This is a genomic window from Acidisoma sp. C75, from assembly GCF_054665095.1.
This window is the reverse complement of record NZ_BAAFHD010000014.1, coordinates 44,094-66,292: the sequence shown is the minus strand read 5'-3', so window position 1 is coordinate 66,292 and position 22,199 is coordinate 44,094. Positions and strand designations below refer to the sequence as shown.

The window sequence follows — 22,199 nt, the reverse complement described above, 5'->3', positions numbered from 1 at the left end:
TCCTTAATGCCGTTCTTACGAGCGGCGTTAAGATCACCAGCCGGATTCAACATTACAAGGCGGCACTCACCGGGCGGATACTGATCGACGTGTTCGCCCGCTATATCGTCGGCTGGCGCGTCAGCCGGACCGCGCATACGGGCTTTGTCCTCGATGCCCTGGAGCAGGCCATTCATGCCCGGTGCCCGAGCCGGACTGACAAGCTGGTCTGTCATTCGGATCGCGGCAGTCAATATGTCGCCATCCGCTACACAGAACGTCTGGCCGAAGCCGGGATCGAACCATCCGTCGGCAGCGTCGGCGATTCCTACGACAATGCCCTCGCCGAAACCATCAACGGCCTGTTCAAGGCCGAGGTGATCCATCGACGCGGACCATGGCGCTCTTTTGAGGCCGTGGAATATGCCACCTGCGAATGGGTCGACTGGTTCAACAATCGCCGCATCCTCGAGCCTATCGGCAACATCACGCCTGCCGAGGCAGAGCAACAGTTTTACGCTGCCATGGACCAATCCCTCATGGCCGCATAATTTGATTGAATTCGTCTCCGCCAATCCCGGGGCGGTTCAGTGATGGCCCTTCCCCTGATCTTGCGTCACCCGGCGCATCCCCGCAGGATAGGTCCGTGAGCGAGGGATAGGTAAATGGATATCTTCGGGCCGGATTTTGCAGCTCTTATGAGGAGCGATCTGTCGCCCTCTGGGTTGCAGGCCCTCAGGGGGGGCGTCCTGCCGATGGCGAACGACGGCGAGACCACTGCTCTACTCGACTGGCTCATAACCGCAATGGAGCGGGGAGCGCAGGATGGTTTGCCTCATGCAGAGCTGCCTCCGGTCGACGCCCGCTATGTTGAGGCGCTGGTCTCAGTGCTAGGGAAGCGCCCGTCTGAGCGAATTCAAGAGCTTCCGCGTCATTTCGACTTTTTGGCCTTTACTCGGTTGGAACGCGTCTGGTCACCCTTTAAGCTGTTGAATTTCTTCTACCGAGGCAAGATGGAGCCCACTGGAGGTGCTGCGATCGTCACGTCTGTGCGGAATGAGGGCATCAACCTTCTGGAGTGGATTGCTCATCACCGGCTCTTGGGTTTCGACGAGTTTTTCTTCTATGTCAATGATAGTGACGATGGGACAGTCGAGATCCTCAAGGCGCTGGCTGCACAGGAACTCTGCTACGTCATCGTAAATGAAACTCACCTCGGACGTGAGGGGGGGAACGCCTTTCCGATTCAGTCTAAGGCCTTCGAGCACGCGCTTCACTTTCTCGATGCCGTGCGCGCGTTCAAGTGGCTGCTGTTCTCGGATGTAGATGAATACCTTGTGACCCGCCCCTTGATAGAAGATGCGTCTCGGACCCGCCCTCTTGACGATCTCCTCGCCAAATTGGAGAGTGATTCGTCGAATCTGGCTGGCGTCGCCTTTAGCTGGAAGTGGTTCATTAGTAATGCCGCCTACTCACGAGAAGACGGTCTTCATTTCGAACGCTTTCAAGCCTCCCGATGCAGCGATCATATCAAATCACTTGTCCGGCTGCGGCGTTGCACCAGATTCCCGACGTCTCACCTGCCAGATGTCATCGTGGGAAGCCACTTCCTCGATGGTTCATTAGCACGGATCTCGGAGCTAGGGATTCAGCTGCCGCCGACCTATGGCTATGGCCAGCTCAATCACTATTGGAACAAGTCATTCGAGGAGTTCGTCGCGAAGCGCAATCGCGAACGCGGACACAGGTCATTGGATCAGTTCTTTTCCTTTGGGGACAATCGCTCCTTTGGACAAGTCGAGCTTGTTCCACAACCATGGATAGAGCGGCTTAAGATTGAAGTCGCACGCCTCCGAGAATTGCCGAATATTGACCGTCTCTATCAGCAAGCAGAGCGGCACTTTCGTCAAGAAATCCAAGCTTTCGACGCATCCCACAATCTGCCGTATATCTATATCAAAAATCGCTTTCCCATTCGGGAAAGTCATGACGATCTTCAGTCTGAGGATGGCTCTGATCTAGGGGTCATGCGAGACAGCTTGGCTCCCCGAGGGGTCAGCAAGCCTTTGCCTCTTCTCCACGGTACCGAGTACTTTGCCCCAGTCTGGATGCAGTACTGGCATGGTTCTGGCCAAGACAATCCGTGGCGGGAGGTAGTCTGCTGGGCTTTTACGGGCGGAATTGTGAGCGAACCCGGCACCATTTGGATGGGCGACCGACGCTTTGACGTTAGCGCCAGTACGTGGGGCGGACCCTCTATAGAACCGGTGACGGCCACGAACGATCTGCCAATCCGCCAGATCAGAACCCCCTGTGTTGTGTTGCCGGGGAAAAGTGCGACGAGCTACGGGGGCGATCTCTCGGGGCAGCTGCTGCGCATTTGGGTCGCTCGTACGGCGGCCGACAGGATGCGGCTACCCCTCTTGGTTCTCGTCGATCAGCCTGCCCCCGAGTGGCTACCGCACTTGCTCAAGGAGGTAGCTGACGTTCCGCGCGAGGATATCGAATTTTATTCGCCAGCGGAGGAACGCGTCCTCCTTTGGCACGCTCTTGCGCCGGTGTCTCCCCTCGGACCTCAGGGGCTAAACCCCATGATAAATCAGCTGGTTGAGAGGATTATACGCCTCCAGAAGCCTGCGGCTGATGTTACCCAGGTAAAGAGGATCTTCTTGACGCAACGCAGCCGACGCCCTCCTTCCGACCCGGAGTGTCAAAATGAAGCTGAATTGGTGGAACTGGCCGTAAGGCGCCATGGCTTCACACCTATCGCAATAGAATCAGTAAATTTTGAAAGACAGATCACCCTCTTTCGAGACGCCGAGATCGTGCTCAGCAATGCCTTTCCTCACGCTCCGGGCATTATGTTCTGCGGAGCAGACGCGCGCGTCGGGAGCATTGGGGCTCGGTCTCTAGGCCTATCGGAGATCGGCGCCCTCCGAGGATTTCGGAACGCCTACTTCACACTGGGAATTGAATCTAGGAGCCGCTTCTCGATCGACCCTTTGGACTTTGAGCGTTTCCTTGAGGCCCTGTGTGCATAGACGCCGAGACTCGCGGGCTCATTCATTGAAGGCAGGGTGGCTCCAGTTCGAGCCTGAGGTCTTGGACAAAAAGGAGCAGTCGGCTGAGTGGACTTGCCTCGGAAAAGTGGAGAGCTGTTGTGGAAGAGGCTACTTGCCTTTCGTAGGCGGCGGGGCTGACGAAGTCCGGCGACGAGTGCCGTCGGATCGTGTCCCTGGGCGTGGTGTAGCTGGCGCTTGTGATCACCGAATGCTTTCCGGTGGTCTGATTGATCAAGGTGCCGCTGCTGGCAAACTGATGATCGGATTATCGCTCAGCGGCGCGATGGTCTCAAGGGTCATGTAGCGGCCTCGCTGGACGGCCCACTCGTCATTCTGCTCGAGCAGCAGCGCGCCGACGAGCCGGATGACGGCATCGTCGTTCGGGAAGATACCAACGACCTCGGTGCGGCGTTTGATCTCGCCGTTCAGACGTTCGATCGGGTTTGTGCTGTGCAGCTTCGCCCGATGTTCCTTGGGGAAGGACATATAGGCCAGGACGTCATGCTCGGCCTCGTCCATGATGGCGGCGAGTTTCGGCACCCTTGGCCGGATTTGGTCAGCGACGCTCCGCCACTGCGCGCTGGCGGCTTCCGCCGTCTCCTGCGCGAAGGCGGTGGCGATGAAGGCCGAGACGACCCGTCGCCCGCTCTTGCCCGCATGGGCAAGGACATTCCTTTGAAAATGCCCCCGGCAGCGCTGCCAGGTCGCGCTCAGCACCTTCGCGACGGCCGCCTTGATGCCCTCATGCGCATCCGAGATGACCAGCTTCACGCGTAACCGATGTGAGCACCCCACGGGCTATGCTGTGATCTACCGTGAGGCTTCGGCGACGCGCTGTGGCATCCAGAACTCTCTGATGGCGGGGATAACGAGCGGGATGTCGTGGTAGGCTGTTTTGAGGTACTCTTTTATGTTGATGCCGTTTGGCGCCGGGTCCATGGGTGCGCCGATCTGGTCGGCGCCATAGAGCATGATCGGTAACATGAGGCCGCATTCGATACCGGGTGCCTCGCGCAGCGGCGCCCAGGCGCTCCATCGCAGCTTCATGGCATGGGCAAATCCCAGAACCATGGGCCAGCGAATACGACGCCGTTGTCGGTGCGTTGGAAGATCGGCGCGTATGTTTGTGGCGCGGTCGAGAGCGTTTCGCTGATGGCGTTATGCCGCGCAGCGATCGTCATGATGGCTTTGAGCGTTTTACCGTGTGCGGTGGCGATATTGCCCTTGGGTCCGAGCAGATCGAGGAACCATTCATCCGGCGGGATCGCGGAAGGGCCAACGACAATGGCGGCGAGATAGCCGTCAAGCATCGAGGCGCCATCGATGACGCGCTTCTGTTTTTCCAGCCAGGCGTCGAGCGCTTCCAGATCCATCTCATCGTCAGCCTGCGAGGTTCGGGCGCGGGCCTGCCTCATGCCGCAATGGCCTTCTGTGTCTGCGCCGCTTTCCATTTCCACGGCAATAATTCGCTCAACGCGTTCGCCTTCGTCGTGCCCGAGACCATCCGCTCCAGTACATCGGTCAGATAGGACTGCGGATCCAGATCGTGCAATTTTGCCGTGTTGATGAGAGACGCCAATATCGCCCAGCTCTCGCCGCCACCGTCACTGCCGGCGAAGAGAGAATTTTTTCTGCCCAGGGCTGTCGGCCTGATGCTGCGCTCAACAATATTGCTGTCCACTTCCACCCTCCCATCGTTCAAGAACACGCACAGCCCGGTCCAATGACCCAGCGTGTAGCGTATCGCCTTGGCCAGGGTGGATTTGGCCGAAATTTCCGCCAGCCTGTCGAGCAGCCAAGGCTTGAACGCCTCAAACAGAGGCAGGGTTTCCGCTTGGCGCATGAACCGGCCCGGGTTTTCCGGAGACTGGATGGTTTGAGTCGCTATGCGGCTATGGGCATGTGCTCAAGGGCTGCATAGTAATTCGCCTCGGCTTCGGCGGGCGGGATGTTGCCGATCGGCTCGAGAAGGCGGCGGTTGTTGAACCAATCGACCCAGACGAGGGTCGCGAGTTCGACATCTTCCATCCGTTTCCAGGACGTTTGGCGATGGATCACCTCGGCCTTGTAAAGGCCATTCACCGTTTCCGCGAGAGCGTTATCATACGAGTCTCCAACACTGCCGACGGAAGGTTCGATGCCTGCTTCAACCAGGCGCTCAGTGTAGCGAAGGCTGACGTATTGCGATCCCCTGTCCGAATGGTGGATAAGGCCGCCTTTGCTGACCGGTTGCCGTGCATGGAGCGCCTGTTCGAGGGCGTCGAGCACGAAATCGGCGCGGGCATTGCGGGAGACGCGCCAGCCGACGATCCGGCGGGCAAAGGCGTCGATGATGAAGGCGACATAGGCGAAACCCTGCCAGGTCGGCACATAGGTGAAATCGCTCAGCCACAGCCTGTTCGGCGCCGAGGCCCGGAACTGACGCTGGACCTTGTCCAGCGGGCAGGCCGCAGCCTTATCCGACACTGTGGTCTTCACCCCTTTGCCGCGGATGACGCCCTTCAACCCCAGCTGCCGCATGAGACGGGCAACTGTGCAGCGGGCCACCTTGGTGCCCTCCCGCAGCAGCTGCCGCCAGACCTTCCGGCGGCCATAGACCCCAAAATTCTCCGTATGCACCCGCAGAATCTCCCGGCTGAGCTCGGCGTCCCGCTTCTGGCGTTTCGGGCGTCTCTGTGCCTCCCGGACCCGGCCGGCATGCTCATGGTCTGTCGACGAGGCGATCGGCAGCAGGCGCGTGATCGGCTCGACCCCGTAGACATCTCGATGGGTGTCGATGAAGGCGATCATTTTTTGAACGGGCGGTCAGCGGGCACCCATTCGCGTTTGCTCTGCAAACGTGAATGGGACCCGTCCGCTCCGCCACCGCAAAATAGGCTGAGGCCTTGCGCAGGATCTCATTGGCCTGCCGCAGTTCACGGTTCTCTCGTTCCAGGGCCTTGATGCGCTCCGTCTCCGACGTCGTCGGCCCCTTCCGGAGGCCCTGATCGCGTTCTGCCTGCCGCACCCAGTTGCGCAGCGTCTCGCCCGTGCAGCCGATTTTGCCAGCCACAGAGGTGATCGCCGCCCACTGCGTCGCGTGCTCTCCTCTGTGCTCCAGGACCATACGTACCGCGCGCTCGCGCACTTCGACAGGGAAAGGCGGCTTTTTCTTCCTCATCATGACCTCACTCTACTCAAGAGCTTTGGTCTCCGGAAAACCCGGGCCGGTTCACAGTGTTTTTTTTGATGCTGAGCCCCTGACGCCGCAGAAAGCGCCAGACCGTATCATGCGACACGGTGATGCCCGCTGCCTTCAGATCGGCGGCCAGGGTTCTGACAGTCCAGTCAGTCTTCCGGGCCAGGCGCTCGGCCAAGGCATCGCGCACCGGAACCAACACGGATGGGCGGTGGCCGCCCATCCGCCGTGCCGCCAGTCCTCGGCCAGACCTGGCCAACTGACCTATCCGAACGGCACTCGCGACCGAGACGTCAAACCTTTGCGCCGCCGCCCTCACCGTCAAGCCTTCGGCTAGGGCCGCGGCTATCCTCACCCGCAGGTCCAGAGACAGAGGTTTCGCCATCGCCGCTGGCCTCCTCACCAGCCCCAATCTTGAATCACATCAGCGCCGCGTCGCGGAACACAAAATCCGATTCAGCCCAAAACTGCCAGACTCTAATACCTCAAAACGGTTAGACTCGAAGTTGAAAAACTTACTCCTTCAACAAAGGGACTAGCCAGCATGGCGCGGGCAGGCTACTACGCAATCTGAAACGATACCATAACGAATGCGTGAGAGTCGGAATTTGAATGGTAGTGCGGCTATCTTTGACAGGCGATTTTCCTTGTGAGCAGGCGGATATGGGCGAGGAAGAGCCATGCGGTGGCGCTCGTAATGGTGGCCTCGAAATCTTTTGCGAGGCGCCGGCATCTGCCGAGCAAGGCGAAGGTTCTTTCCACCACCCAGCGTCGCGGCAGGAGTTCAAACCCGCTGGCGGCGTCCGACCGCTTGACGATCTGAATGGTCCATTTGCCGATTTGGGCGAAGCGCCCATTGAGGTTGGAGCTGGCATAGCCGCCATCGGCAAACACATGCCGCAACCAGGGATACAGGAATTTGACGGATTTGAGCACGTCGGGCGCCCCGTCCCGGTCCTGAATCCCGGCATGATGCACGATCGCACCGACGAGGCGGCCGATTGTATCGGTGATGATGTGACGCTTGCAGCCCTTGATCTTCTTGCCGGCATCGAACCCTCGCGGGCCTCCGGCTTCGGTGGTCTTGACCGACTGACTGTCGATCACGCCTACTGTAGGCAAAGCCTCTCGGCCAGCCATTTCCCGCGCTTGCATGACCGGAACGTGATTGATGCGATCGAGCGTGCCGTCACGACAGCAGCGGTAGAAATACCCATGCACGGTCGTGAACGGCGCGAATTGCTTCGGGATTTGCCGCCACTGGTAACCGGTCGACAGCATGTAGAAGATGGCCTCCACAATCCTTCGCAGCGTCGCCGTTCGGGGCCGGCCTCGATGCGGCGGTGGGGGCATGAACCGTTCGATCAACGCCCATTCGGCATGGGTGAGGCCGCTTGCGTGCCGCAATCCGGCCCGGCAATATCTTTGTCGAGCGATTTCCGTCCAGCCCATCGTGTCTCAGTTAGTATTCGCAGACGAACTGAATTGCAAACTACTGAAATCGTTCAACCATCATCTTCGGTCTGGTTCTGAGAGATCGTTACGCGACCCCACATTTAAGCAAAGGAGGAACCCTGTGGTAGTTCTTTGTTTATGGAACGAGGTTAATACTTCGCGTTGGCTCAAATCTATCTCGGTCAACGGCCCTTTTATGTACGGTGCATGCTGCCATGTTTGATGGGCTTTTTCATGCAGGTTCTGTGAACTGTAGTCCTGCCTCCCGGTTGCTTGAGTTCGGCCAGGAATGCCTCAGCGATGACGAACTGCTGGATCTGCTGCTTCGCGGCATCATGGCGTGCGCAAGCGAACGACATCAAACAGTCGCCAGGCTTGTCAAGCATTTTGGCTCCGCCAGCAAATGTATTACTGCGAGTGTAAAAGAATTACGTAGGATTAGTGGCTTATCTGATGAAATCATCATCGCATTTAAAGTGGCTCATGCCACCGCTATGCGCTTGGCCAAAGCCCAGATTTACAATCGGCCCATTCTTACGTCCTCTAAAGCCTTGCATCAATACCTGCTCACCGCCATGCAACACGAGGCCAACGAGCAGTTTCGAGTGCTTTATCTGAACTCCAAGAACCATTTGCTCCTAGACAAGAAACATGCGGAAGGGAGCGTCCACCGCGTCTCCGTGGAGATCCGAACGATCTTCATCACCGCTCTCGAGGTGAATGCGACCGCGATCATCTTGGCGCACAATCATCCGTCAGGAGACGTCACCCCTTCCAACCAGGATATTGAAATAACGCGAGCAGTCGTGCAAGCATCTCGATCACTTTCCATTGAAACGCACGACCATATTATTGTAGGCAATGGTCGCATATTCAGCTTCAGGAAGCATCAGTTGTTTGACTCGAGGGTATTGTGCGCCCGGGATCAGAACTGGACCGAAAATGATAGTTGAACGACTTCAGTAGTTTGTTATTCAGTTCGTTTGCGAAGACGAACGGAGGCCCGATGGGCCGGACTCAAATCGTTCAACTATCATTTTCGGTCCGGCACTGAGGCCGGTATCGCTCATCCATTCTCATCCGCTCGTATGAGGCGCCAGCCCCGACCTGCCGATTATAACGTGCTGCTCTTGCGAAGGCCAGGGATGCGGCGCTTGGCGCCTACTGCGCGAGGAACCCGCCATCGACCGCCAGCGTATGGCCGGTGATCATCGCCGCCGCCGGGCTCGCCAGGAAGGCGATGGCATGGGCAACCTCGGCGGCTTCCGCGAGCCGCCCGAGGGGGGTGACGGCGCGGATACGCGCCATCAGTTCCGGGCTCTCCTCAAGCTGCCCGATGAAGCCGGTGCGCGTCCATGTCGGCGCCACGGCATTGACGCGAATGCCATGCGGCGCCCATTCCACGGCCAGCGCCCGCGTCATGTTCACGATCGCGCCCTTGGTCGTCTGGTAGGAGATATTAGGATAGAGCCCGCCGCCGGAGAGCCCCATGATGGAGGCGGTATTGACGATCGCACCACCCGCCCCACCCGCGATCATGAGCGCCGCCGCGGCGCGCGCGCAGAGGAAGGCGCCGGTCATGTTGACGGCGACCACCGCTTCCCAATCAGCGAGCGACAGATCGAGCGAGGGGCGGCGAATGGCGCGGCCGGCATTGTTGACCAGGATATCGAGCCGGCCTTCCTGAGCGGCGATCGTCTCGAAGGCCGCCGTCACGCTCTCTTCGGAAGAAACATCGAGCGCGACGCCACGCCCGCCGAGGGGGGGTGCCTGCGCTTCGGCCGCTCCCGCATCGAGATCGGCGATAACGACGCGGGCGCCGAGCGCCGCGAGCGCTTGAGCGGCGGCAAGCCCGATCCCGGCCGCGCCACCGGTGACGAGGGCGACCTGCCCCTCCATGCGGAAGGGCGGCAGCGCGGCATTCCCCGGCATCGCCTTACTGCGCGAGATAGCCGCCATCGACCGGCAAGACGGCGCCGGTGATGAAGGAGGCTTCGTCGGAGGCAAGGAAGAGGATGGCGCGCGCGATCTCCACCGGCTGGCCGACACGCCCGATCGGGTGGCGGGAGGTGACCGCTGCCTTGTATTCCTCGGACATTTTGAGGAAGCCGGCGGTGGCGATCGACCCCGGAGCGACGGCGTTGACCCGCACGCCCTTGGCCGCGAGTTCCACACCGAGATGCTTGGTGATGCCGGAGGCGACGAATTTCGCCGGGCCATAGACCGCCTGGCTCGCCTGCCCCGCCTCGCCCGAGATCGAGGAGAGGCAGACGATGGCGCCGCCCGCTGTCTTCAGCATCTCGCGCGCCGCATATTTGCAGGTGAGGAACATGCCCCGCCCGTCGATCGCCATGACATGGTCGAAATCCTCGGCGGTCGCGCTCATCAGATCCTTCTCGGGGATGATGCCGGCATTGGCGACGGCGACATCGATGCGGCCATAGGCGGAGACGGCCGCCATCACCATCGCTTCGGAATCCGCAGCCTTGGCGACATCGCCCGCTGCGACCACCACCTCGCCCCCGGCCTTGCGGATGATGCCGGCGAGGCTCTCCAGCGGCTCGGCCGTGATATCGTTGATGACGAGGCGCGCCCCTTCGCCCGCGAAGAGCAGCGCGGTCGCGCGGCCAATGCCGCTCGCGGCCCCCGTGATGAGGACGGACTTGCCCTTCATGCGGCCGAGGCCGGGTTCGATCGTCTCGCTCATGGCATGCTTCCTTATCCGGTCTTGCGGCGTTTTTGGTTGAGGCTGTCGATCAGCACGGCGCCGAAGATCACCGCGCCCTGGATGAACTGCACCCAGAAGGGCTGCACGTTCTTCAGCGTCAACCCGTTATTGATGAGGCCGATGATGAGCACGCCGAGCAGCGTGCCGAGCATGCTGCCCTTGCCGCCGAAGAGCGAGGCGCCGCCGATGACGACGGCGGCGATGGCGTTGAGTTCGAGCCCGACGGCGGCGATCGGCTGCGCGCTATCGAGCCGGCCGGCGAGGATGACGCCGCCGAGGCCCGCGAGCGCGCCTGAGATGACATAGACGATGGCGAGCGTGCGGTTGACGGGAATGCCGGCGAGCCTTGCCGCTTCCCGGTTGCCGCCGACGGCATAGACCTCCGCCCCGAAGACGGTGCGCGAGAGCACGAGGCCGGCGACGAGGAAGACCAGCAGCGTAATCAGCGCCGCCACCGGAAAGGGCCCGAGATTGCCGCCGCCGATATTGTCGAAGGCATCGGGGAAGGAGAAGAGGGTATTGCCGTTCGTCACGATGAAGGCGAGGCCGCGTGCCATGGCGAGCACGGCGAGGCTGACGATGAAGGGGCTCATATTGAGCATGGTGACGGCGAAGGCGATGAAGCCGCCGGAGAGCGCGCCGATGCCGATGCCCATGACGATGCCGGCGCCTGTGCCCCAATGGGCGTTCAGCACGAGGCCCGCCATGACCCCGGTGAAGGCGACGACGGAGCCCACCGAAAGATCGATCCCGCCGGTCACGATGACGAAGGTCTCCCCCACCGCGACGATGCCGATGAGCGAGCTTGCCAGCAGGATGGAGAGCAGATTGGCCGAGGTGAGGAAAGTGGGTGTGGTAATGGCGAGGTAGAGCGAGATGAGCACGAAACCCACGATGATGGTGAGTTCGTTCAGCGCGCGGCCGATGGAGGCGAGGCCGAAGCTGCGGCGTGGAGGGGTGGAGGATTGGGCGGAGGACATCGGGAGCCTTCTTCTCTGCGGGCAGCGTCAGCCGAGTGCCGCGAGCTGCATGATGCGTTCCTGGCTGAACTCGGCGCGCGGCACGGCGCCTGCGAGGCGGCCGGCGCGCATGACGAGAATACGGTCGCAGAGGCCGAGCAGCTCGATCATGTCGGAGGAGACGACGAGCACGGCGCTGCCGGCCTCGGCCAGCTGGTTGATGAGGCGATAGACCTCCACCTTGGCGCCGACATCGATGCCGCGCGTCGGCTCATCGAGCAGGAAGATGCGGGGATGGGTGGTGAGCGCCCGGCCGAGCACGACCTTCTGCTGGTTGCCGCCCGAGAGGGAGCGGACGGTCTGGCGGATATGCGGCGTGCGGATGCGCAGCTCCCGCACGGTATGATCCGCCAGCCGATCCATCCGCCGGGGGGCCAGGATGGTGCCGAGCCAGGAGAGCTTGCCGAGGGTGGAGAGCGCCAGATTGGTGCGGACGGGGAAGGCGAGGATGAGCCCCTCGCCCTTGCGATCCTCCGGCACGAGCGCGAGACCGGCGGCGATCGCCTGGCGCGGGGCACGGATCGCCGCCTCCCGCCCTGCGATCCGCACTCGCCCGGCGGAGCGGTGCAGCGCGCCGTAGAGGGTTTTCAGCACCTCCGTGCGGCCGGCGCCGATGAGCCCGCCAAGGCCCACCACCTCGCCCGCGCGGACGGAGAAGGAGACATCGCGGAAAGCGCCAGGGGAGGCGAGATTTTCGACCTCGAGCAGAACCTCGCCCAAGCCCGCCTGGCGCGGCGGGAACAGCGCATCGATCGGGCGGTTGACCATGGCCTGGATGAGGCTTTCTTCCGTCCAATCGGCGACCGCGCGGGTTTCGATCGCCGCCCCATCGCGCAGCACCGTCACCCGGTCGCAGATCTCGAACACCTCTTCGAGATGATGGCTGATGAAGACGAGACCGACGCCGGCGGCGCGCAGATTGCGCATGGTGGCGAAGAGGATCTGCTGCTCGGTCGTCGTGAGCGTCGCGGTCGGCTCGTCGAGCACGATGACGCGGGCGGCGCGGGAGAGGGCACGCGCGATTTCGACCAGCTGCTGCTGCGCGATGCCGAGATCGCGCACACGCCGCTGGGGCGGCACGGCCAGGCCGACGCGGGCGAGCAGCTCCCGCGCGCGGCGGTTCAGCTCCGCCCGGCGGACGCGGCCGAAGAGCCCGCGCGGCAGATTGCCGAGGAAGATATTCTCGGCGATCGTCCGCTCCGGCACCAGGCTCAGCTCCTGATGGATGACGATGATGCCGGCATCGAGGGAATCGCGCGGGCTTTGCGGCGCGAAACGCTGCCCGCCAAGGGTGAGCGTGCCGCTATCGGGCGGGAAGACGCCGGCGAGCACCTTCATGAGCGTCGATTTTCCGGCGCCGTTCTCGCCCACGATGCCGAGCACCTCGCCTCCATCGAGCGCGATGCTGACATCGGCGAGCGCCTTCACGCCGGGAAATCCTTTGGAGATAGACTGCATCTCCAAGAGCCGCGCCATAGATCACTCCTGCGCCGAAGGCCGCTCGCTCGCGGTGGGTGCTACTTGCTGACCTCATCGCCCCAGAGGCCATAGGCTTTCACTTGGGGGCTGTCGATATTGGCCTTGGTGATGAGGATATGCGGCCAGTATTCATGCGCGGGCACGAGGTTTTTCTTGCCGGTGAGATAATCCTCGACATAGGCGACCGATTGCTTCGCCATCGTCAGCGGGTTCTGGGAAAGCGTCGCATCCATCTGGCCTTTGCGGATGGCGGCCAAGCCCTGCTCCGTTCCGTCGATGCCGATGATGATGATGTGCTTCGGATTGCCGATCGGGTAGAAGCGGTCCGCCTGGCGGATGGCGCGCATCGCGCCCACGGCGTTGTCATCATTGGCGTTGAAGATCGCGTCGATATTCTTGTGCGCGGCGAGCAGCTGGGTGGTGATGTTGAAGCCCTTCGAGGCATCGAAATCGGCAGCCTGGCGCGCGATCAGCTTGAGGCCCGGGTTGCTCTTCTGCAGGGCCGAAAACTCCTGGCTGAAGCCCTGCTCGCGCTCATCCCCCGCCGTGGTGCCGAGAAGTCCCTCAAGGTCGATGACATTGCCGCGGATGGTGCCGTAGCGCGCCTTGAGCTGGGAGGCGATGAAATCCGCCGCCTCCTTGCCGAGCTCGACATTATTCGTCTCGAGGAAGTTGACCTGGCAGCTGCCGCAGGCGGCGCCACGATCGAGCGTGAAGACCGGGATGCCCTTCTTGTTCGCTTCCTTCACCACCGGCACGATGGAGTTGGCGTTGATCGGGTTGAGGATCAGCGCCGAGACATGCTGGTTGATGAGATCGGTGACCTGATTGGTCTGGGTATTCGCATCGCCATTGGCGCTGGTATTGATGAGCTTGAGGTTGGGATGCGCGGCGATGCCTTCCTGCACCCCCTTCGTCATGCCCTGGAAGAAGGGATTGGCAAGCGTCGCGACGCTCAGCCCGACGACGTATTGCGCGGCATGGCCGGGCACCGCGGCCAGCGCAATGGCACCCGCGGCAAGGCCCGCCGCCAGCGTCTTCTTCAGTGTCTTCACGAGATTTCCTCCGATTGTTGTTATTATCGGCAAGGCGCGCGGGCGCGCCCGGCAGGGGAGAGGGGCGCGTCTCCTATCGCCAGGCGGCTCCCACGGTATTGAGATAGAGCGCATAGACAGAGGTGCTGGCGGCCATGAAGAGGCGATGGCCCTTCTTGCCGCCGAAGCAGAGATTGGCGCAGGTTTCCGGCAGATGGATCTTACCGATGAGATCGCCGTCGGCTGCATAGCAGCGCACGCCGTCCTCCGCCGGATCGGCCCAGCCCATGCTGCACCAGATATTGCCCTCCGCATCCACGCGCAGGCCATCGGTGAAGCCCGGCGCGAAATCTTCGGCAAAGACGCGGCCGTGCGAAAGCTTGCCCTGGGCGACATCGAAAACGCGGATATGCGCCGGGCCGCCATGGGTGATGCCGCTATCGACGATGTAGAGCTTCGTCTCGTCCGGCGAGAAGGCGAGGCCGTTCGGGCGCACGAAATCATCGGCGACGATGCGCGCCGCGCCGCTCTGCGGGTCGAGGCGATAGACCCGTGCGGGCAACTCCGCCGCGGCCTTGTGGCCCTCGTAAGGCCCGTCGATGCCGTAGCCCGGATCGGTGAGCCAGATGGCGCCATCCGAGGCGACGACGAGATCGTTCGGCGCGTTGAGCGGCTTGCCCTCGAAGCGGTCGATCAGCACGGTGATGCGACCGTCGAACTCCGTCCGCGTCACGCGGCGGCTATCATGCTCGCAACTGACCAGCCGGCCCTCGCGATCGACCGTATTGCCATTGGCGAAATTGCTGCCCTCGCGAAAGACGCTGACATGGCCATCATCTTCGAGCCAGCGCATCATGCGGTTGTTCGGGATGTCGCTCCAGACGAGATAGCCGCCGGCAGGAAAATAGGCCGGGCCTTCCGCCCAGCGAAAGCCGGTGGCGATCCGCTCGATCCCGGCATTGCCCTGGCGTGCGGTGAAGCGCTTGTCGAGCGGCTCGACGCGCGGATCAGGGTAGCGGGTGTTTTCGAGCGGGCCGAGCGGCAGGCGCCGATAGGCGCCGAAGCCCTGACCCTCGGCCGATCCGGGCTGCCCTAGCATGCGCGGCGGCCCCGCGCGCTGGCGGAGCAGATGAGATTGCAACCGAACAAGACGCCTGCCCCTCCCCCGGCTTTTGACGATCCGTGCTTGATCTTGCCCCGCTCTGCGTCGGGTAAAACCTGTATGACAGCTTTGCGCGCTTCCCACCGCGACGCAAGCCCCAATTTGCGGCGCATCGCACGGGCGATCGCGCCGCTGCCGGGGCGGAGTTTGCTATGGTGCTTTGCGGCTCAATGGCCGAGACTTTGGCCCAAGGCGCCCGCACCGACGAGGACCGAGCACACGCCATGGCTGCCGAGACCCGGACCGACCAATTGACCGAGGCGCTGCGCGCGCGCATCAGCCGCGGCATCTTTCCCGTGGGCTCGAAATTACCGTCCGAACAGGCGCTCGCCCTGAAATTCCAGGTCAGCCGCACCGTGGTGCGCGAAGCGGTGACGCGGCTGAAGGCCGATGGTCTGGTAGAGACGCGCAAGGGCGCCGCCGCCCGCGTGCGTGCCCCGGCGGCGGAGCCGGAGGGGCGGCTCATCATGCCCGGCTCGATCGAGGCGCTGCTCGGCTTCCTCGAAGTGCGTCGGGCGATCGAGGCGGAAGTGGCGGCGCTGGCGGCGGAGCGGCGGACCGCCGCGCAATGCGTCGAGATCGAACAGGCTCTCTGCGCCATCGAGGAGGCGCAGGCGCGATCGCTGACCGGCGTTGCCGAGGACCTGGCCTTTCATCTGGCGATCGGGCGTGCCACCGCCAATGCCTATTGGAGCCAGTTCATCGGTCTTTTCGCCGAGCCGATGCGCGCCGCCATCCGGCTGACGCGGGCGAACGAGGCCCGCCGGCAGGATTTCACCCTCGCCGTGCAGGAGGAGCATCGCCTGATCTACCGCGCGATTGCCGAACAGGATGCCGAGGCCGCGCGCATGGCTGCGCACCGGCATGTGGAAAACGCGGCGACCCGCGTGCTGCTGGCCGACCGTGCCTTCTGGCAGCAGGAAGGTTCGACCCTGGCGCAAGGCTGGGCGCAATCGGCCTTCCGCCATCGGGAGAATGGCGGCGCGCCACGCGGCTGAAGAAGCCTGCCTCGGCCGATTGCGGCTGGCGGCGCGCCTACCCCCCGGCGGGCGGCGAATGCCCGATCTTCTCGGCATCCTCAGGTGTCGCCGGATTGTAGATCACCATCGTCAGATCCGTCAGGCCATCCACCGCGAAGGCGGAATATTCGAAGGCGATCGGCCCGAGCTGCGGATGACGCATATACTTGACCCCTTCATGGGCACTCGGTTGCGGCGCGTTTTCATGCCAGATGGCGCGAAACTCCGGGCTTTGCGCGCAGAGCTCATCGACGAGCGGGGCGATCGCCGCAGCCGCGCCGGCGCGCGCGGCCTCGGCGCGAAAGGTGCCGAGGACGAACCGCGCCACGCTTGGCCAATCATACTGGGCGGCGCGGGCACGCGGATCGAGAAAGAGAAAGCGGAGGATGTTGCGCTGCTCAGGCGCGAGGGCCGCGTAATCCAGCAGCATGATGGTCGCGGCCTTGTTCCAGGCGACGACGTCCCACAGCGCGGTTCTGATGATCGCCGGCACCGGATCGAGCGAATCAAGCACGCGCTGCAGGCGCGGGGTGATGGCCTCGCGCAAGCGGAAGCGCACCTCGGGCAGGCGGCCGAGTGCGAGCAGGTAGAGGTGCTCGCGCTCCGTCTCGCTCAGCAGCAGGGCGCGGGCGATCCGATCCAGCACATCGGCCGAGGGCGCGCCACCGCGCCCCTGTTCCAGCCAGGTGTACCAGGTGGGGCTGATATTGGCGCGCTGCGCCACCTCCTCGCGACGCAGGCCGGGGGTGCGGCGCCGGCCGGGCGCGAAGCCGAGCGCCACCGGGTCGAGCTTCATGCGCCGATCGCGCAGATAGGTGGCGAGCCCTTGGCTCGTGCGCAGCGGGGCGTTCATCCTGTTACCGCCTATACCATGATATCCTCACTACTTTACCATCATAGGCGATCGCACCAAGCTTGTCTGCGACGAGGATGGGTGGGCAGAGGGCCCTGAGGCTCCGCGCAGCGCCCACCCCCTCTCTTAACAGGAGACCAGCCAGATGCGGATTTTTGTAACCGGGGCGACCGGCAATATCGGCTCCTATCTCGTGCCCGAACTGATTGCCGCGGGCCATCAGGTGATCGGGCTTTATCGCTCGGAAGAGAAGGCGCGCGCGCTCGCGGCGGCGGGCGCCGAGCCCTATCGCGGCTCGATCGCCGAGCCCGAGAGCCTGCGCGCGGGTGCCGCGCGGTCCGACGGGGTGATCCATCTCGCCTTCAACCATGATTTTACCCGCTACCTGCAAAGCTGCGACGAGGACCGGCGCGTGATCGCGATGCTGGCGGAGGTGCTCGCCGGCACCGACCGTCCGCTCCTCGTGACCTCGGGCACCGGCATCGCCCAGATGTCTCCCGGGGAGCCGGCGCGGGAGGACAACCCAGCGCTCAGCGCCGATCTGCATCCGCGCGCCGCATCCGAGGAAGCCGCGCGGGAGGCGGCGGCGCGGGGCGTGAATGTTTCCATCATGCGCTTGCCGCAAGTGCATGACAGGCGCAGCCAAGGCCTGGTCTCCTACGCCATCCCGCTGTTTCGCGAGAAGGGGGTGTGCGCCTATCTCGACCAGGGGAACCAGCGCTGGGCCGCGGGCCATATGCGCGATGTCGCGCGCCTCTATCGCCTGGCGGTGGAGCGGGCGGAGCCCGGTGCGCATTATCATGCCGTCGGCGAAGAGGGCGTGCCGATACGCGCCATCGCCGAGGCGATCGGCCAGCGCCTCGGCCTGCCCGTGCAATCCATCCCGGCGGCGGAAGCGGAATCGTTCTTCGGTTGGCTCGCCATGTTCGCGGCGCTCGACATGCCGGCATCGAGTGCGCAGACGCGGGCGAAGCTCGGCTGGGAGCCGACTGGCCCGACGCTGCTCGACGATCTCGCGCAGTTGGAACTCTGAGCGGAGATGCGGCGGGGCGGTCCGCAGCGTTTCGTTTCCATGACCGTTCGCAGAAGGATGGCGCGGGCGGGTGTTGCCTGGATGGGATCGGCGCCGCGCCGCGCCGAGGCCAGGCGCGGGCTTACCTCCTCGACCTCTTGTTATTTGCGCGCGCATCTTCTCCTGCCGGACGCGCCATCCGACTGGGGGGGCTGCCCGAGCCGGGGCGGCCTTCTCGCCCGGTTCGGGCCGGCACGTGACGCTGCCCGCATCCTCCCCGGATCAACATAGCCTCATCAATCATCGGTGCGTCTCGTTGTGTCACAAACGGTTGACACATCTCTTAACGAATCGCTAATGTGTGGCCAACGCGAGAGACCGCGGTCGCTGCCATGTTCGTAACTATCTGGATAATAATCCGAATCGACGTTGCGCTGGGTCTGGTGGCGGCTGCTTGACGTGTGCGTCCGTCAGCGCCCCGAATGCCGGGTGACTGAGCTTATATAGTGTCTTGTCATCCGGTGGCCGGAAAAGCGTGGCTTGGTCCGGCGTCCGGGGATCGTTCCGGTATGCGTAACGACGTGCCCATCCTGCGAGTTTCTGCGGTGAGATCCCCGGCCATCCGGTGGTGGATGCGCCCTGTTCATGTTGATCTTCGGGAGGCGTGAGTTATGAGTGAAACCGTCGTTGGCAGTGGCCAGACATCGAGCGGATTGGTCGTCACCTCCGGCAACGTGGTGGTGGTATCCGGCGGCACCACGATCAATGCGACCGTGACCAGCGGCGGGCAGGAGTTCGTCTATTCCGGCGGCACGGCGATCGGCACCAACGATGGCGGCTATCAGGATGTCGAATCGGGCGGCCTGGTCAGCGCGACGACCATCCAGGCGGATGCCGTGCTGATCGGCGGCGGGGGCAGCGCCACCGGAACGGTGGTGGAGAGTGCCGGGCTGATGCAGATCGGCGGCACCGGGGTGATCGACGGCGCGACGGTTTCGAGCGGCGGCGTCGCCTGGGTCTATAACAGCGCAACGATCAGCGGGGCGACGATCAGCGGCGTCGAGATCCTGGGCGGGACGACCTCTTCGACGCAGTTCGGCACCCAGGCGGTTTCCGGCGGGCGGGCGGTGAACAATGTCGTCGGCTCGGCGGGAGCCGAATATGTCGGCACCGGCGCGACGACGACGGGCACGATCCTGAACAGCGGCGGCACCCAGCAAGTCGGCGGTTCGACGAGCTGGATCTATCACTACGACACTGCCTCCGGGTTCACGATGTCCACAAATCTCAGTGGTGGCATCGCTTCCAACACGCTCGTCAATAGCGGCGGTGACCAGATCGTATCCTCCGGCGGCACCGCGACCGGGACGACCGTCTATGGTGAGCAGCAGGTCGTGCTGGGTGGTGTTGCCTCCGCCACCACGATCGAAGCGGGTGGGGCGCTCCTCGCCGGCAGCAGCACCGTCAGCGGCACGGTGGTGATGGGCCGGGGCCTGGAACAGCTGGGCGTGGCGGCTGTGGATAGCGGCGCCACCGTCTCCGCTGGCGGCACCCAATGGGTCTATAATACCGCCGCGACGACGGGGACCACGCTGAACGGTGGCATCCAGGTTATCGGCGGTGTCACCTCATCGCCGAACTTCGGCACTCAGGCGACGAGCGGCGGGACGGCGACGGCCACCATCGTCAACTCCGGCGGCGCCGAATATGTCGGCACCGATGGCACGGCGAGCGATACGCTCGTCACCAGCGGCGGCACGCAGCAGGTCGGCGGTTCGGTCGAGTGGAACTATTATTACCAGGTCTCGGCCGGCGTCTCCGGCTCGACGATGTCCACCAATCTCAGCGGCGGCGTCGTCTCCGGCACCATCCTGGCTAGCGGTGGCACCGAGATCGTCTCCTCCGGCGGCACGGCGAGCGGCACGACGGTCAGTAGCGGTGGCTTGCTGGAAGTGGCTTCAGGGGGCGCCATTATCGACACCCACCTGCTGAGCGGCGGCACGATCAATCTCGGCTATGCCACCTATTCAGCGGGCGCGAGCGCGGCGCTGAATTCGGCGACCGATGTCCTCACCGTCACAGATGGCGGCAAGACCTACACGCTTCAGATGGCCGGCAGCTACACGGGCGGGTTTGAGGTGACAAGCGCCAGCAACGGCACCGCGGACATCATCCTCTGTTTCTATCCCGGGACGAGGCTTGCCGGCGCGGAGGGTGAGATCGCGGTTGAGGATATCGCGGCCGGGACGTTGCTCAAGACGCTCTCGGGCTGCCTGCTGCCGGTGCGTTGGCTTGGCAAGTCCGAGGTTTCCACGCGCTTCGGCGATCCCTTGCGCAAGTTGCCGATCCGCATCAAGGCGGGGGCGCTCGCGGCCGGCGTGCCGGCGCGCGATCTGCTGGTCTCGCCGGACCATGCGGTCTTCGTGGAGGGGGTGCTGGTGCAGGCGGCGGCGCTCGTCAATCACACGACCATCCTGCGCGAACGCGACGTCCCCGAATGCTTCACCTATTACCACGTCGAGCTTGCGACCCACGAACTGCTGCTGGCGGAAAACTGCCCGGCCGAAAGCTTCGTCGATAACGTCGGCCGGATGCATTTTTCGAACTGGGCGGAGCGCGAGGCGCTCGGGGATGCGGCGCCGATCGAGGAGATGGCCTATCCGCGCGTCAAATCCGCCCGCCAGCTGCCGGCCTTCCTCCGCCGCCGGCTGGAGGAGCGGGCGGCGGGGCTGCGCGGCGCGGCTGCAGCGGCCTGAATGCCCCGCCCGGCTGCCTCCTCGGCAGGAGGCCGTCGGGCTACGCCGGTCTTTTCGCAGGCGCGTCGCAAGGCCCCGCCGATACGCGCGCTTTCACGCGGAAGTGAAGCGGGCTTCGCCCGATGATCGGCCAAGGGCAGACCCCCGCGAGCGGGTGGCGCCTCGTGCATCTGGATATCACGGGGCAGATTGGCAGGAGGATGAGGTAGGCGGGCAGTTCTCCGGGGCTGACCGCGCGGCCTATTCCGGCCCGAGCACGAGCGGGCCAAGCGAATTGTCGATGATCGCCTTCCAGCCACCCGTCGGTTGCTTGCGAAAGACGGTGGTGGCAACGAAGTGCCGCGGGGAGGGGGCGCGCCCTCCTGGCTTGGCCGCCAGGGTCCAGCGGGAGAGAAACAGCGCCACCCCATCCGCCTCGATCACATGATGTTTGACTTGTCGTGCGGATGCGCCCGCGGCGATGACCTCGGTGAAGAACCGCCTCAATTCCTCGTGCCCGCGGGCGAGTTCGCCGGGAGCCATGACAACGACGGCAGGCGCCTCGTAGAATTCCAGAACCGCCTCGATATTGCCCTCGTTGAAGGCACGGTCTATGAGTTCGACTGCGTGCTCCGGGCTTGTGGCGATCATCTCACTTTCCTGAGTTGAGGTGCGCCACTGTAGAGTGGGATCGGAGAAGCGGTAAAGTGGGCGGTATCGTTTCAGCCGCGTGACAGGCGCGCTATTTTTCCATCGGCCGTAGCGCCTTCTGGTGATGACGCAGCGGCCCAGGCACAAGCTTCGCCCAGGTGAAGCGCGTGCGAGGGAGAGTATCGAGAGAATGACCACGCCAGCTACGCTGCGCCTGCTGCGCTTCAACGACGCCGGACACCCGGCCCTCATCAGCCGTCATCTGCTGGCGGGCGCAGTGAGGCCAGAGGACTGCCCCTGGGTGAAGGTCGGCCGCCTGTTCCTCTCCGTCACCATTACCGGGCAGACCTCCTGGCTGCCGCTGATCAGCCGGCTCTACCCCGAGGGTATGCGCCGCTATACCGTCTTTACCGGCCGGCACGGCAATATCCCCAATTTCGTCGATCATTCCGGCCGCGCCGTGGGCATTTTCGACGCGCAGCACCTGGCGGAGGACGAGGAGGTGCGCGCGCAGGCGCTTGCCGAATTCTCCGATATCACGATCGATCTGGTCGATTCGGCGAGCGCGCCGCGCTTGCAGACGCAATGGCTGCGCCGCGAGACGACGGAGGCCATCCGCCGCGGCCATGCCGTGATCTACGCCTGGTGCTACGGGCTGTTCACGATGTGCGAGGCGCCCGGCGATCTCGAAAGGCCGCGCTTCCGGCACGCGATGCAGAGTCATCAATCATACCTCACCGATAGGACGGTTGCCGAACTGGTGCAGGACTACTGGTCCTGGGTGCCGCGTCCGATCTAGGTCCGATCCGGCTGAGGTGGCGTGATCTGGGGGC

General features: G+C 63.5%; 20 protein-coding genes, 2 pseudogenes and 1 other annotated feature. Of the genes and pseudogenes, 7 read left to right on the top strand and 15 right to left on the bottom strand.

Annotated elements, in window-relative coordinates; genetic code table 11:
• Together ACYQ7X_RS16685 and ACYQ7X_RS16680 are read left to right on the top strand one after the other, a co-directional pair.
• Positions 1-530: DDE-type integrase/transposase/recombinase (locus ACYQ7X_RS16685; protein ID WP_459698205.1), on the top strand; the 530-nt coding region annotated here is incomplete at its 5' end.
• Between the two features lie 114 nt (positions 531-644).
• Positions 645-3,020, top strand: a complete 2,376-nt coding sequence (locus ACYQ7X_RS16680; RefSeq protein WP_459698204.1) for a glycosyltransferase family 2 protein — start codon at positions 645-647, stop codon at positions 3,018-3,020.
• Positions 3,021-3,272: 252 nt separating this feature from the next.
• Here the strand turns inward: ACYQ7X_RS16680 and ACYQ7X_RS16675 are convergent.
• From ACYQ7X_RS16675 to ACYQ7X_RS16645, 7 genes and pseudogenes are all read right to left on the bottom strand, one after another.
• A pseudogene (locus tag ACYQ7X_RS16675) lies at positions 3,273-3,812 on the bottom strand (transposase); the annotation flags it as partial.
• Between the two features lie 39 nt (positions 3,813-3,851).
• Entirely contained in the window at positions 3,852-4,088 is a 237-nt protein-coding gene (locus ACYQ7X_RS16670) for a hypothetical protein (RefSeq protein ID WP_459698203.1), read from the bottom strand.
• Positions 4,085-4,414: a UPF0149 family protein gene (locus ACYQ7X_RS16665; protein WP_459698202.1), complete on the bottom strand. Its 330-nt coding sequence runs from the start codon at positions 4,412-4,414 to the stop codon at positions 4,085-4,087. Before ACYQ7X_RS16665 ends, ACYQ7X_RS16670 begins: the two co-directional genes overlap by 4 nt.
• Positions 4,415-4,452: 38 nt before the next feature.
• Positions 4,453-4,863: pseudogene (locus ACYQ7X_RS16660) on the bottom strand (IS66 family transposase); the annotation flags it as partial.
• Between the two features lie 62 nt (positions 4,864-4,925).
• Positions 4,926-6,201, bottom strand: a protein-coding gene (locus ACYQ7X_RS16655) for an IS3 family transposase (protein ID WP_459698201.1) whose coding sequence is annotated in 2 segments (ribosomal slippage) — positions 4,926-5,846 and positions 5,848-6,201 — 1,275 coding nt in all. Because the reading frame shifts where the segments join, the coding sequence is not laid out codon by codon here.
• Positions 5,757-5,920: a sequence feature (AL1L pseudoknot), on the bottom strand. (Overlaps the previous gene by 164 nt.)
• A 16-nt stretch (positions 6,202-6,217) precedes the next feature.
• On the bottom strand, positions 6,218-6,604 hold the full coding sequence (locus ACYQ7X_RS16650; RefSeq protein WP_459698200.1) for a transposase: 387 nt from the start codon (positions 6,602-6,604) through the stop codon (positions 6,218-6,220).
• Positions 6,605-6,843: 239 nt separating this feature from the next.
• A complete protein-coding gene (locus ACYQ7X_RS16645) occupies positions 6,844-7,671 on the bottom strand; it encodes an IS5 family transposase (RefSeq protein WP_459698199.1) in 828 nt (275 codons plus the stop codon).
• A gap of 218 nt (positions 7,672-7,889) precedes the next feature.
• Here ACYQ7X_RS16645 and radC point away from each other — a divergent pair, with 218 nt between their 5' ends.
• Positions 7,890-8,627, top strand: coding sequence for a RadC family protein (radC, locus tag ACYQ7X_RS16640; protein WP_459698198.1), 738 nt, complete (start codon positions 7,890-7,892; stop codon positions 8,625-8,627).
• A gap of 208 nt (positions 8,628-8,835) precedes the next feature.
• Here radC and ACYQ7X_RS16635 read toward each other — a convergent pair whose 3' ends face one another.
• The 6 genes from ACYQ7X_RS16635 to ACYQ7X_RS16610 form a co-directional block, all read right to left on the bottom strand.
• Positions 8,836-9,606 carry an SDR family NAD(P)-dependent oxidoreductase gene (locus tag ACYQ7X_RS16635; protein WP_459698197.1) on the bottom strand — a complete coding sequence of 257 codons (771 nt, stop codon included), beginning with the start codon at positions 9,604-9,606 and terminating at the stop codon, positions 8,836-8,838.
• A gap of 4 nt (positions 9,607-9,610) precedes the next feature.
• Positions 9,611-10,381, bottom strand: coding sequence for an SDR family NAD(P)-dependent oxidoreductase (locus ACYQ7X_RS16630; RefSeq protein WP_459698196.1), 771 nt, complete (start codon positions 10,379-10,381; stop codon positions 9,611-9,613).
• 11 nt (positions 10,382-10,392) lie between these two features.
• A complete protein-coding gene (locus ACYQ7X_RS16625) occupies positions 10,393-11,382 on the bottom strand; it encodes an ABC transporter permease (RefSeq protein WP_459698195.1) in 990 nt (329 codons plus the stop codon).
• Positions 11,383-11,409: 27 nt separating this feature from the next.
• Positions 11,410-12,897 (bottom strand): sugar ABC transporter ATP-binding protein, encoded by a 1,488-nt coding sequence (locus ACYQ7X_RS16620; RefSeq protein ID WP_459698194.1) that lies wholly within the window; start codon positions 12,895-12,897, stop codon positions 11,410-11,412.
• 41 nt (positions 12,898-12,938) lie between these two features.
• Positions 12,939-13,955: a sugar ABC transporter substrate-binding protein gene (locus ACYQ7X_RS16615; RefSeq protein WP_459698193.1), complete on the bottom strand. Its 1,017-nt coding sequence runs from the start codon at positions 13,953-13,955 to the stop codon at positions 12,939-12,941.
• 73 nt (positions 13,956-14,028) lie between these two features.
• Positions 14,029-15,033, bottom strand: a complete 1,005-nt coding sequence (locus tag ACYQ7X_RS16610) for an SMP-30/gluconolactonase/LRE family protein (RefSeq protein ID WP_459698192.1) — start codon at positions 15,031-15,033, stop codon at positions 14,029-14,031.
• A 287-nt stretch (positions 15,034-15,320) separates the two neighbouring features.
• Between ACYQ7X_RS16610 and ACYQ7X_RS16605 the strand changes: the two genes are divergently transcribed.
• Entirely contained in the window at positions 15,321-16,094 is a 774-nt protein-coding gene (locus ACYQ7X_RS16605) for a FadR/GntR family transcriptional regulator (protein WP_459698191.1), read from the top strand.
• 37 nt (positions 16,095-16,131) lie between these two features.
• Here the strand turns inward: ACYQ7X_RS16605 and ACYQ7X_RS16600 are convergent, their stop codons facing one another.
• Positions 16,132-16,968 (bottom strand): helix-turn-helix transcriptional regulator, encoded by an 837-nt coding sequence (locus ACYQ7X_RS16600; protein ID WP_459698190.1) that lies wholly within the window; start codon positions 16,966-16,968, stop codon positions 16,132-16,134.
• Between the two features lie 145 nt (positions 16,969-17,113).
• Here ACYQ7X_RS16600 and ACYQ7X_RS16595 point away from each other — a divergent pair, with 145 nt between their 5' ends.
• Both ACYQ7X_RS16595 and ACYQ7X_RS16590 read left to right on the top strand, forming a co-directional pair.
• A complete protein-coding gene (locus tag ACYQ7X_RS16595; RefSeq protein ID WP_459698189.1) occupies positions 17,114-18,001 on the top strand; it encodes an SDR family oxidoreductase in 888 nt (295 codons plus the stop codon).
• Between the two features lie 650 nt (positions 18,002-18,651).
• The gene (locus ACYQ7X_RS16590; RefSeq protein ID WP_459698188.1) at positions 18,652-20,736 is read left to right on the top strand and encodes a Hint domain-containing protein; all 2,085 of its coding nucleotides are present in this window, start codon (positions 18,652-18,654) and stop codon (positions 20,734-20,736) included.
• Positions 20,737-20,976: 240 nt separating this feature from the next.
• Here ACYQ7X_RS16590 and ACYQ7X_RS16585 read toward each other — a convergent pair whose 3' ends face one another.
• The gene (locus ACYQ7X_RS16585; protein WP_459698187.1) at positions 20,977-21,366 is read right to left on the bottom strand and encodes a YybH family protein; all 390 of its coding nucleotides are present in this window, start codon (positions 21,364-21,366) and stop codon (positions 20,977-20,979) included.
• A gap of 190 nt (positions 21,367-21,556) precedes the next feature.
• Between ACYQ7X_RS16585 and ACYQ7X_RS16580 the strand changes: the two genes are divergently transcribed.
• Complete coding sequence (locus tag ACYQ7X_RS16580) at positions 21,557-22,165, top strand: hypothetical protein (RefSeq protein ID WP_459698186.1); 609 nt, start codon at positions 21,557-21,559, stop codon at positions 22,163-22,165.
• Positions 22,166-22,199 lie beyond the last annotated feature (34 nt).

Coding starts and splice junctions, on each gene's coding strand:
- ACYQ7X_RS16680 (WP_459698204.1), top strand. CDS start 645: ATGGATATCTTCGGGCCGGATTTTGCAGCTCTTATGAGGAGCGATCTG.
- ACYQ7X_RS16670 (WP_459698203.1), bottom strand. CDS start 4,088: ATGAAGCTGCGATGGAGCGCCTGGGCGCCGCTGCGCGAGGCACCCGGT.
- ACYQ7X_RS16665 (WP_459698202.1), bottom strand. CDS start 4,414: ATGGATCTGGAAGCGCTCGACGCCTGGCTGGAAAAACAGAAGCGCGTC.
- ACYQ7X_RS16650 (WP_459698200.1), bottom strand. CDS start 6,604: ATGGCGAAACCTCTGTCTCTGGACCTGCGGGTGAGGATAGCCGCGGCC.
- ACYQ7X_RS16645 (WP_459698199.1), bottom strand. CDS start 7,671: ATGGGCTGGACGGAAATCGCTCGACAAAGATATTGCCGGGCCGGATTG.
- radC (WP_459698198.1), top strand. CDS start 7,890: ATGTTTGATGGGCTTTTTCATGCAGGTTCTGTGAACTGTAGTCCTGCC.
- ACYQ7X_RS16635 (WP_459698197.1), bottom strand. CDS start 9,606: ATGCCGGGGAATGCCGCGCTGCCGCCCTTCCGCATGGAGGGGCAGGTC.
- ACYQ7X_RS16630 (WP_459698196.1), bottom strand. CDS start 10,381: ATGAGCGAGACGATCGAACCCGGCCTCGGCCGCATGAAGGGCAAGTCC.
- ACYQ7X_RS16625 (WP_459698195.1), bottom strand. CDS start 11,382: ATGTCCTCCGCCCAATCCTCCACCCCTCCACGCCGCAGCTTCGGCCTC.
- ACYQ7X_RS16620 (WP_459698194.1), bottom strand. CDS start 12,897: ATGGCGCGGCTCTTGGAGATGCAGTCTATCTCCAAAGGATTTCCCGGC.
- ACYQ7X_RS16610 (WP_459698192.1), bottom strand. CDS start 15,033: ATGCTAGGGCAGCCCGGATCGGCCGAGGGTCAGGGCTTCGGCGCCTAT.
- ACYQ7X_RS16605 (WP_459698191.1), top strand. CDS start 15,321: ATGGCTGCCGAGACCCGGACCGACCAATTGACCGAGGCGCTGCGCGCG.
- ACYQ7X_RS16600 (WP_459698190.1), bottom strand. CDS start 16,968: ATGAACGCCCCGCTGCGCACGAGCCAAGGGCTCGCCACCTATCTGCGC.
- ACYQ7X_RS16595 (WP_459698189.1), top strand. CDS start 17,114: ATGCGGATTTTTGTAACCGGGGCGACCGGCAATATCGGCTCCTATCTC.
- ACYQ7X_RS16590 (WP_459698188.1), top strand. CDS start 18,652: ATGAGTGAAACCGTCGTTGGCAGTGGCCAGACATCGAGCGGATTGGTC.
- ACYQ7X_RS16585 (WP_459698187.1), bottom strand. CDS start 21,366: ATGATCGCCACAAGCCCGGAGCACGCAGTCGAACTCATAGACCGTGCC.
- ACYQ7X_RS16580 (WP_459698186.1), top strand. CDS start 21,557: ATGACCACGCCAGCTACGCTGCGCCTGCTGCGCTTCAACGACGCCGGA.